Genomic DNA, 7342 nt, shown 5'->3' on the forward strand with positions numbered 1-7342 from the left:
ATGACGTCAAAGTTGCAAATGAACTACGGTGAAAAAGTTTTGTCTGACGAGCAATCTGAAATTGTTTTAGAAGCTCAAAAGGGAAAAAATATAATTATCAATGCGTTTGCTGGTACAGGGAAAACCCTAACATTAAGGGCTATATCCTCGCTGGCTTTGGGGGATAAAAAAGGCTTATATTTAGCTTTTAACAAAAAAATCGTAGATGAAGCGTCTGTTATTTTTCCTAGTAATGTTGAATGCAGAACCGTTCACTCACTCGCATATAGGGCTGTGGCAAATCAATACGTTATAACAGGTAGGCTGAAGCAGTTCCTGACACCTGCAATCCTTTGTGAAAAAGTATTCAAGGATATTCCGTCAATGTATGGGATTTCGGCAATACGCATTAGCGGCATGATTCTGTCTGTGATTCAAAAATTTTGCCAATCTTCATCACTCACCATAGAAAAAGAGCACTTGAATCATTTAAGCATTCTTGATGTAGAGGGTGCAGATCGTGACGAAATTTTAGGGACACTTTTGTACTTCACCAATGCAGTTTGGGAGCTGTTAGTTAATCCACAAAGTGATATACCTATAACTCCAGACGTGTATCTGAAGCTATGGGCTTTGACAGACCCTCAACTCCAGTACGATTTTATTCTTATCGATGAAGCTCAAGATCAAACCCCTGTTGTGATTAATCTGTTATCAAAGCAAAACACGCAACAAGTATGGGTCGGAGATAAATATCAGCAGATTTATGGATTTCGAGGAGCTGAAAATGCTCTTGATTTGGTTGATATAGGATCTTCTTTTCAGCTTACTCAGTCATTTAGATACGGTGAAGAGATTGCATATTACAGTAATCGCTTAATTAGCTTTTACTTTAACAAGTCAGTTAACATTAGAGGTTTGAGTACTGTAAAGTCAAGAGTTTCCGAAATAGATGAAATTGAGCCACAAGTTATTATTTGTCGAACCAATTTTGGTGTTATATCCGAGTTAGCGTACCAAACGTACATTGAGAAAAAGAATGTTGCGATTAACGGTGATATTGGTTCTTTGAGTAGAGACTTAAGGGAAGCTGAAAGGCTCATGTTTGGGGAGAAAACTTCGCATCCTGAATTTGCTCCATTCAAGGACTGGCATGATCTTGTTGTTTTTTCTAAAAGCGAAGAGGGTATACATCTTCGTACATTGGTAAATCTCGCTGAACAATATGATATCTCGTCATTACTTAGTTTGTTAAATCGAGCGAAGTCAATCAATGAGAAATATGCGGATATTCTAATATCGACGGTTCATCAGGTTAAAGGGCGAGAGTGGGATGTAGTCAGGCTAGCTGATGACTTCAGAGGGAAAGGTCACAGTAAATACTCAGACGAAGAAGCGCGTTTGCTTTATGTTGCAGCCACACGAGCCAAGTCCATTCTTGATATTAGCTTGGCTTGTGCTGGACATATACCAATAGAAAATGGCACAACAGAACAAGGAAAAGACTAACAAGATGAAAGATTCTTATGAAATTCTCGATGAATTTAACAAGAAGTTCTCAGCTATTGCTAGTTTATGTGTGGATACGAGAATTGGCTGGGACATAGATGGTTGTAGCGAATACCTTATGTATCAACGGTTTGAAGGCCATCACAAGGCTTCCGATGGCGAAGTGTTGTACCGACGAATAGGAAGTTATTGTGTTGGTGATTATTTTAATGAACAAGGTATCGCTGGATTCAATCTTTTTACAGTCGATTGCTCAGTAGAGCGATTCTTTCCCTTATCTGCAAATGAGGTGTGTTCTAGGCTAGATATCGGATACAAATCTAAGAGACTCGGTGGTAAGCGTGATTTCTCAACCGACAACTATAAAAGGTGGTGGGTTGATTCATTTAACACATTATCTAAGGATTTTCCAGAACATGCCGAGAGGGTGGCGGTATTTCTGAATAGAGAAATCCAGAGCTTGGCTGACACTGCTCGTTCTAAAGGATTAAAAAGTGGCTGGGTATACTATCGCTTTCAAGAGAGATATGCGTACTTGTTGAAACGAGTTAATTCGGACTTTTTGGTGTCTACTAACTATTTCTTTGACCCACGTCTTTTTTATAATCAGTTCTCACATCAATTAGTTAGCCTTAATGATCAAGAGCGTAGAGAGCTGAATGCTAAAATACAATCTCGTTCATTAAATGGATGGTAATAGATTAGTGAATACCATCCATTTAATGAATTAGTCATCGCTATACTTCTTTTTCTGATGCGTAACTGCTTGTACTGGAATCACGCTGGGTGCATTTTTCATTCATTAGCCTCTTAAACATGAAGAAAATTCATGTCCAACCTTATTAAATTTCAATAGGTTAAGTTGGTATTTATTTGGATTATCTATTACTCTACGTTTTGGCAGGTAATAGCCGTCTATACATCCAATGCATACTGGTTTTAAGAATGTCAGTTTGTCATTTCTTAAATGGTCTAAAGGAATAAAAAAATTAGATAGACCGAAAGTAAATGTGAAAAACTTAGACGCTTAATTGAGTTATGGGTGTCTTGATGCTGTTCTAGGTGTAATCGCTTGTTAACTAAGCATTTTATCCTCGCTTGTCTAGTTTTTTTACGTTTTCTTTCCCAACTGTATGGGGTTGACGCGCAGCGGTAAAAGAGAACGACCCCTCAAATGACACTGTACGAGTTACGGGAAGTCGAGGCAGTAGGTTTAGGTTCACTGTGATCCTTACGCTCTTGAGTCCGAATACCTGCCAGCAGCCAAGCTTCGTTAACCAATAACAAACGCTAGCTTGGTAGGACTTACGCGATTTAGGACAACATAACAAATGAACAAATCATTTTTGGCGATAGCAGTGGCTGCATCGCTCTCTTCTTATGCTTCTTTTTCACTGGCAGAAGCAACAAACCCAAGTGAACAAAGCAAACTCGCAAATGAAACCATGGTCGTGACAGCGAACCGTGTTGAACAGCAACTGAAAGATGTTCTTGCTCCAATTGAAGTTGTTGATCGTGAGCAAATTGACGCTATTCAAGCTAAATCAGTTTCTGAGATATTACGACGTTTACCTGGCGTACAGATCGCAAACCAAGGTGGCATTGGTCAAAATGCGGAACTGTACATTCGAGGTCGCTCTAGTAAGAACACTTTGGTATTAATCAACGGTGTTCGAATTGGGAGTGCAACAACAGGTGCTGCGAATCTGTCAGCCATTCCTCTTGATGGTGTGCAACGTATCGAAATTATCCGTGGTGCCCGTGCTGCGGTATATGGTTCTGATGCCGTAAGCGGTGTGGTTAATATTATCACCACTAATAAAAATGGCTCTCCAAGTAGAGTTAAAGCTGGAGCGGGAAGCTTTGGAAGTTACAACCTTGGTGGAACATTATCGTTAGGTGATGCGGAGAATGGATGGCTCAATCTGACAGCCACTCATCAGTCTAGTAATGGCTACAATGTCCAACCGACCAGCACTAATCCAATAGATGCGGATGACGATGGCTATACCAGTCAATATCTAGTCCTCGATATGGGTAAACGATTGGATCAAAACTGGCAACTAAAGGCCAATGGTTATTACCAAAAACATAATACTGAATTTGATAACCCTTGGACTGGTGTAGATAAGTCAGATAGTGACTTGTACAGTTTTAGTGTTGCTGGTGACTATATGCGTAATAACTTTGATTCTTCGCTGACACTGACGACGAATCAAGATAAAGCGAAATCTTATGGTCAAGGAGAGCCAGAAGGGACTATTTCGACCAATCGCATTGCAGTGAATTGGAATAACAACGTAAAAATCAATGATGAATTGAGTTTCTTGGGCGGCATTGATTGGTACAAAGATAAAGTGAATAACACAACTAAAGCTATGACTAAAGACACTCGAGACAATGGAGCCGTCTTCTTAGGTGCACTCTACAATCAAGAACGCTTATCACTAGAAGCTAATGTTCGACATGATGACAATAGTGCCTATGGAAACTACACCACTTACCAGTTAGGTGGTGGTGTGAATGTCACAGAGCAATTAAAGGTTGTAGCCATGCATGGAACAGCATTTAAGGCACCTACTTTTAATGAACTGTATTGGCCTAAAGAGTGTGGTCCATGGGGCTGTTATGAAGGTAATCCAAATCTGGTCCCTGAAGAGTCAGCTACCTCTGAAATTGCTTTAGAGGGTGAGTTTGCTTTATTAGGATTTAGATTAGGCGCTTATCGCAGTAATGTGGATAAGATGATTGCCAGTAATGGTTCAACGAACGTCAATATAAACAAAGCTAAGATTGAAGGTATTGAACTAGTAACTCGTTTTGATACCGGAGCGATTGAGCATGAGGTGTCGTACGACTATCTAGATGCTAAAGATGAAAGCACAGGTAAGGACTTAGTAAGACGAGCTCGCAATAGCGGGAAGTGGAATGCCTCATATAATATTGCCTCTTGGAGATTCGAGCTAAGCTACCTATATCAAGGGAAACGCTATAATGATGCAGCCAATACTCAAGTATTAGACCCTTATTCGTTAGTTGATATTGCCGGCACCTACTACTTTGATAACGGCCTAAGTCTAGGTGCGAAAGTTGGCAACTTATTCGATGAAGAGTATGAAACGGTGAGTGGCTATAAAACACCAGAACGTAATTACTACGTGAATGCCATGTATCAGTTCTAATAGCAAACAGCGCCTCCAGTTAAGAGGCGCTTTTTAATAGGTAGTCCTAAATGAAAAACATCATCATCAGTTGGTCATCTGGCAAAGATTCAACCCTTACTTTCGAACGACTAATGGAATCTCCAGATTATAATGTCGTTGGTCTTTACACTACTCATGTCAAAGGTGAGGTTCCATTTCAAGTAACCCCATTAGAAGTCGTTCAATTGCAAGCAGATAGGTTAGGGATGCCATTAGTAACGATAGAGCTACCAGAAGTTTTCCCACCTAACGATGTTTACCAAGCGCTCGTTATTGAGGGGATAAAATCTTCTGGCTTGGCAGTAGATGGGATAGCATTTGGTGACATGTTCTGTAATGGAATTGTTGAATATAGAAAAAGCTATGTCGAACCAGCGGGGCTAGAAGCGGTTTTTCCTTTGGTTGGTGAAAGTAGCGCAAAGCTTGCACAGGAGATCATTGCCAGAGGGATTGAGACAGTGTTGGTTACCGTCGATAGAAATGTGCTTTCGGAAACATTCTGTGGAAAAGTTTATACCGACGAGCTTATTCAAGAATTACCTAATAATGTTGACCCTTGTGGAGAAGATGGGGAATTCCATACCTTAGTCTGTAATTCGAGGTATTTTAGTCACCCTATTTCCATTCAACAGATTGAAATTGAGACAGCGCCGAGATTCAGTCATCTAAGATACAGCGTTGAGTCAGAACTTCGCGGATAAGTTTACCGACAATAGGGTTATGAGTATTATGTTGGCGAACAGGTTAGTAGTGAGCGTGATACGTTAATCAATGAATCGAAAAAATATACTAATATTTGACTCTGGTGTGGGTGGACTTTCTGTATTTAAAGAAATAGTCCAACGCTTACCTCAAGAAAACTATATCTATCTATTCGACAATGAGGCTTATCCCTACGGTGAATTGGCACCGGAAACACTAGTAAACCGCACCTGTACATTGATACAACAAATGATGCGGCGCAAAGCGGTCGATATTGTTGTTATTGCTTGCAATACGGCCAGTACTATTGTGCTCCCTCATTTAAGAAAACGAATAGACATTCCTGTGGTTGGCGTCGTCCCTGCCATTAAGCCAGCTTCACTACTCTCTAAAACAGCAGTTGGCTTGATTGCTACACCAGCAACGATTACTCGCCAATATACTCATGACTTAATTCGTAACTTTGCTACTGATAAAGAAGTAAAGCTGATAGGTGATAGTCGATTAGTTGAAATGGCAGAGCAAAAGCTGAGGAATGAGCAGGTCGACCTTCAAGAGTTGGAACTCATACTTTCTCCGATTAAAGGAAAAATTGATGTAGCAGTATTAGGCTGTACCCACTTTCCTCTTATTAAGGAAGAAATAGCATTGGTATTGGGAGACTGTGTTGAATTAGTTGATTCAGGAGCCGCAATTGCAAGAAGAGTTGAAAGTCTATTGGAGATAAAAGAGGTATCTTTGGGACAAGGAACCATGGAGGCGTTTAGTAGTGCTCCTCCTTTTGAAGAAGAAGCACTAAATAAAACATTACGACAACTCTGTTTTACTCCTGTTCAGTTGTTGCCGATTCAGGGTGCTTCGGATCATTAGCAATACGCACTTTCAAAGTACGTTGCATATAATCCTTTTCATTTAGAGCTTTGATTGCCGCTTTTGCATCGGAGCTCGCCATCACAACAAAACCAAACCCACGTCGTTTACCTGTGCGTTTATCCTTCATTAACCTAACGGCAAATACCTCACCATGCTCAGCAAAGAGCTCTTTTACGTGAGATTCATTTGCTTTATAAGGAAGATTGCCGACGTAGAGAGTTTTGGTCGACTTTGTAGTTTCTGCAGATGGTGTTGGTGAAGCAGTAGAAAACTTAACAACAAAAAAGGTGGCTACTACACCGATGACAAAAGCAACAGCTGGTGGTACGTCAGCGAATTGAGAAAATACAATACCGCCTAATATAGCAATCGCTACTACCAGAAAAAGAGATTTATTGGAGTCCATATTAAAGTACTACTTTTTTATTTACGAATAATGGCATCTATCGTTAACAAATAGATATAAGAATATTACGTAGTTGAGTGTGATTTTTCCAATTAATTGGTGTGATGTATTTCAAATGTTGAATTTTTATCGAAAAAACACCGTATCGATGGCTTTTTGTGCGAACGAAAAATAAATTCAAAAAAACACTTGTCATAGTTTGAGTGATCTCTATAATGCCGCCTCACCGACACGGAGTGAGACGAAAGTCACAAAGCGGAGTCGGTTGAGAGAGAAAAGAAAGTTTGAAAAAAAACGCTTGACTCTCAAAACGGGAAGCGTAAGATACGCACCCCTAACGACGAGACGCGAAGCGGCTTGAGAGTTAGAAAATGTTCTTTAAAAATATAGACCTATCAATCTGTGTGGGCACTCGTTGATGATAATCAAATTAGATACTTCGGTATCAAATTAGGTTTCCAATGAACTGAGTGACCAATCAAGTCGAAAGGCTTGGCACAGTCAATTCATTATCGTTCTGTTGGAACGATAATAGCTTTAGATTACTAAGGTAGTTTAAAGTCAGTATTCGTTGAGCCGACAAAATCTTAAATTGAAGAGTTTGATCATGGCTCAGATTGAACGCTGGCGGCAGGCCTAACACATGCAAGTCGAGCGGAAACGAGTTAAC

The 7342-nt window shown here is 40.1% G+C and carries 6 protein-coding genes, 1 rRNA gene and 1 riboswitch; of the genes, 6 read left to right on the plus strand and 1 reads right to left on the minus strand.

Annotated features, from left to right (window positions below):
* The 5 genes from L2W36_RS20160 (at position 1) to murI (ending at position 6263) form a co-directional block, all read left to right on the plus strand.
* Positions 1-1488, plus strand: coding sequence for a UvrD-helicase domain-containing protein (locus L2W36_RS20160; RefSeq protein ID WP_236111311.1), 1488 nt, complete (start codon positions 1-3; stop codon positions 1486-1488).
* 4 nt (positions 1489-1492) lie between these two features.
* Complete coding sequence (locus L2W36_RS20165; RefSeq protein ID WP_236111312.1) at positions 1493-2185, plus strand: hypothetical protein; 693 nt, start codon at positions 1493-1495, stop codon at positions 2183-2185.
* A 326-nt stretch (positions 2186-2511) separates the two neighbouring features.
* Positions 2512-2763, plus strand: a riboswitch (cobalamin riboswitch).
* 56 nt (positions 2764-2819) lie between these two features.
* A complete protein-coding gene (locus L2W36_RS20170; RefSeq protein ID WP_236111313.1) occupies positions 2820-4670 on the plus strand; it encodes a TonB-dependent receptor domain-containing protein in 1851 nt (616 codons plus the stop codon).
* Between the two features lie 50 nt (positions 4671-4720).
* Positions 4721-5392: an ATPase gene (locus L2W36_RS20175; RefSeq protein WP_236111315.1), complete on the plus strand. Its 672-nt coding sequence runs from the start codon at positions 4721-4723 to the stop codon at positions 5390-5392.
* 70 nt (positions 5393-5462) lie between these two features.
* Entirely contained in the window at positions 5463-6263 is an 801-nt protein-coding gene (gene murI / locus L2W36_RS20180; RefSeq protein WP_236111317.1) for a glutamate racemase, read from the plus strand.
* Here murI and L2W36_RS20185 read toward each other — a convergent pair.
* A complete protein-coding gene (locus L2W36_RS20185; RefSeq protein ID WP_006075693.1) occupies positions 6217-6672 on the minus strand; it encodes an RNA recognition motif domain-containing protein in 456 nt (151 codons plus the stop codon). The two genes, murI and L2W36_RS20185, sit on opposite strands and share 47 nt — an antisense overlap.
* A gap of 589 nt (positions 6673-7261) precedes the next feature.
* Here L2W36_RS20185 and L2W36_RS20190 point away from each other — a divergent pair.
* Positions 7262-7342 (plus strand): 16S ribosomal RNA (locus tag L2W36_RS20190); the annotation flags it as partial.

Origin of the sequence: Vibrio sp. McD22-P3, assembly GCF_021568915.1 — a bacterium.
Classification (GTDB): Bacteria; Pseudomonadota; Gammaproteobacteria; order Enterobacterales; family Vibrionaceae; genus Vibrio; species Vibrio mediterranei.

Coding starts and splice junctions, on each gene's coding strand:
- L2W36_RS20160 (WP_236111311.1), top strand. CDS start 1: ATGACGTCAAAGTTGCAAATGAACTACGGTGAAAAAGTTTTGTCTGAC.
- L2W36_RS20165 (WP_236111312.1), top strand. CDS start 1,493: ATGAAAGATTCTTATGAAATTCTCGATGAATTTAACAAGAAGTTCTCA.
- L2W36_RS20170 (WP_236111313.1), top strand. CDS start 2,820: ATGAACAAATCATTTTTGGCGATAGCAGTGGCTGCATCGCTCTCTTCT.
- L2W36_RS20175 (WP_236111315.1), top strand. CDS start 4,721: ATGAAAAACATCATCATCAGTTGGTCATCTGGCAAAGATTCAACCCTT.
- murI (WP_236111317.1), top strand. CDS start 5,463: ATGAATCGAAAAAATATACTAATATTTGACTCTGGTGTGGGTGGACTT.
- L2W36_RS20185 (WP_006075693.1), bottom strand. CDS start 6,672: ATGGACTCCAATAAATCTCTTTTTCTGGTAGTAGCGATTGCTATATTA.